The 1,863-nt window shown below is 60.2% G+C and carries 1 protein-coding gene and 1 pseudogene; both read right to left on the reverse strand.

The window, feature by feature from the left end; genetic code table 11:
• Nucleotides 1–454 (reverse strand): annotated as a pseudogene (locus ABTY56_RS38140) (hypothetical protein); the annotation flags it as partial.
• 601 nt (nucleotides 455–1,055) lie between these two features.
• On the reverse strand, nucleotides 1,056–1,412 hold the full coding sequence (locus tag ABTY56_RS38145; protein ID WP_350634290.1) for a peptidoglycan-binding domain-containing protein: 357 nt from the start codon (nucleotides 1,410–1,412) through the stop codon (nucleotides 1,056–1,058).
• Between the last annotated feature and the right edge of the window lie 451 nt (nucleotides 1,413–1,863).

Genomic DNA, 1,863 nt, shown 5'->3' on the forward strand with positions numbered 1-1,863 from the left:
GGGAATCGATCGTGATCTGGCCGTTGACGTCCACACCGAACCGGAAATCCGCGTCGGTGTCCGTCGCTGATTGGAAGCCATACCCCGTTCCGGGAGCGAGAACCAGCGCATGACGCTGATTCCGCTTAAGGAGCCCGGATCCCGCAACAAGTGGGAAGAGGCCGTGCGAGAGAGCCGTCGCGTCGACCATGACGGAGAAGCCGCGCACGGTGAGCGTGCGGGTCCCACGACCCTTCAGGAACTGCTCCTTGGGGAGGTCGTAATCGATACACCCGTCCTGAGATACCTCGAAGTTGAAGCCGGCCGACTGGTCAGATATCTGTTGAAAACTATACGATCCCGGCTCAAGCTGAACCGTTGGAGAATCGGAGCCGTCAACGAACCGGGAACTGTGCTCGGGGATGCGGAACTGGGTGAACGTGAGATTGCCGGTGTCGATGTGAATTTCTGCCATCTCATCACGTCCATGAACTTTACGCCCTGGAGTCGACGATACTTGTCACCCATCCCCAGACTTCACCGGTCCGTTCACCAATAAGAGGCGCGACATAGCTACTGCACTGGCAGCGCGACATCCCATGGCCGTGCGGTACGAAATCCAAGGACGAACCAAGCAGACTTGCATACTGCCCAGTGAATACGCCGACTCCTCTCGGGCCTCGATCCCTCCGCTGGGCGGTGACCTGACGAACGTCGTCGATCGCTGCTGCCACTGGGGGGCCACTCTTTCCTGGGCAATAATTACGGACGAAGCCTCTGAAGCTCAAGCTTCAATGCGTCCACTTCTTGCCTCAACTTTGCAGCGTCTGGTTGACGAGCGTGATCTTCCAAACATTCCGCGAGGGCGACCATCGCCCCAAAAAGGGTGGCCATCTGCACTGCCAGTGACGCGATTGCAGCACCCGAGATGGCAACTGTCGGCGTGCCGGCCACGGCAACGACCGCACTCAACCCTATGCCCGCCGTTGAGGCGCCCACGATAATTTTTTTCGACAGACACGGCATCGCTGCTCCTCACATGCGTGTTTCCAATTCTGCAGCCGGCGACCAAGGCGTTATGCGACGTCGTCATCCAATCCGGAGGGATCTATCCCCAGAAGTTCGAGGTATGCATCGGGATCGTCGGGAGTTTCCAATACACGTGCAGCGGCAGGAAATTCATCCTCGGGAAGCTGCGTTATCTCGCTTGATTCGAATGGTTGACTGCCAAGCGCAGACCACGTCTCCGAGTCCACCACTCCGGCGGGGTCGAGGCCAGAGCCGGATTGAAACTGCATCACCGCTTCATGAGTTGACTCGTCAAAAACGCCGCTGCTTTCACCGCTGTAGATTCCAAGTGCGGCCAGCGCTACCTGCAATGCGACCACACTTGGTCCCTCGTCACCTTGCGCAATGGGCAATGGGCTCGTCATAGTGGCCTCCCACTTGGGATGTTGCGATCCACTTCGTGGTCCCGGCGGTCTAGGTCACATCGATTTCCAATTCAAAGGTACCTCGGGAAAGTCGTTGTGGCAGCTCGGAGATGGCGAACGCGCAGGCCTCGGACACGTGCTGGGCAAGCACGGCGGCTCGACCCAGTTGCCGGGGAGCCGGTTCCAGTCGTGGTCGGTGAGGTAGTCGATGGCAGCGTCGGTGAGAAAAGCCTGGGGAAGGTGGAGACCGACGCCCAGGAGGCGGGCGTCCATGGCGGCTTCCAGTACGGCCCGGACCGGCCGGGTGGCGCGCGCCGGCGCGGGCGGCGGTCGGCCAGGGGCGTTTCAAAGTCCCAGCGAGCTCGTGAGTTCGCAGGTCACGGCGATGCAGGTGTCCGGATCGGACCGTCACGAACACATCGAAGCTCCAGTTGAACGGGGTGACCTTCCC

This window comes from Kitasatospora sp. NPDC097691, assembly GCF_040302665.1.
GTDB lineage: Bacteria > Actinomycetota > Actinomycetes > Streptomycetales > Streptomycetaceae > Kitasatospora.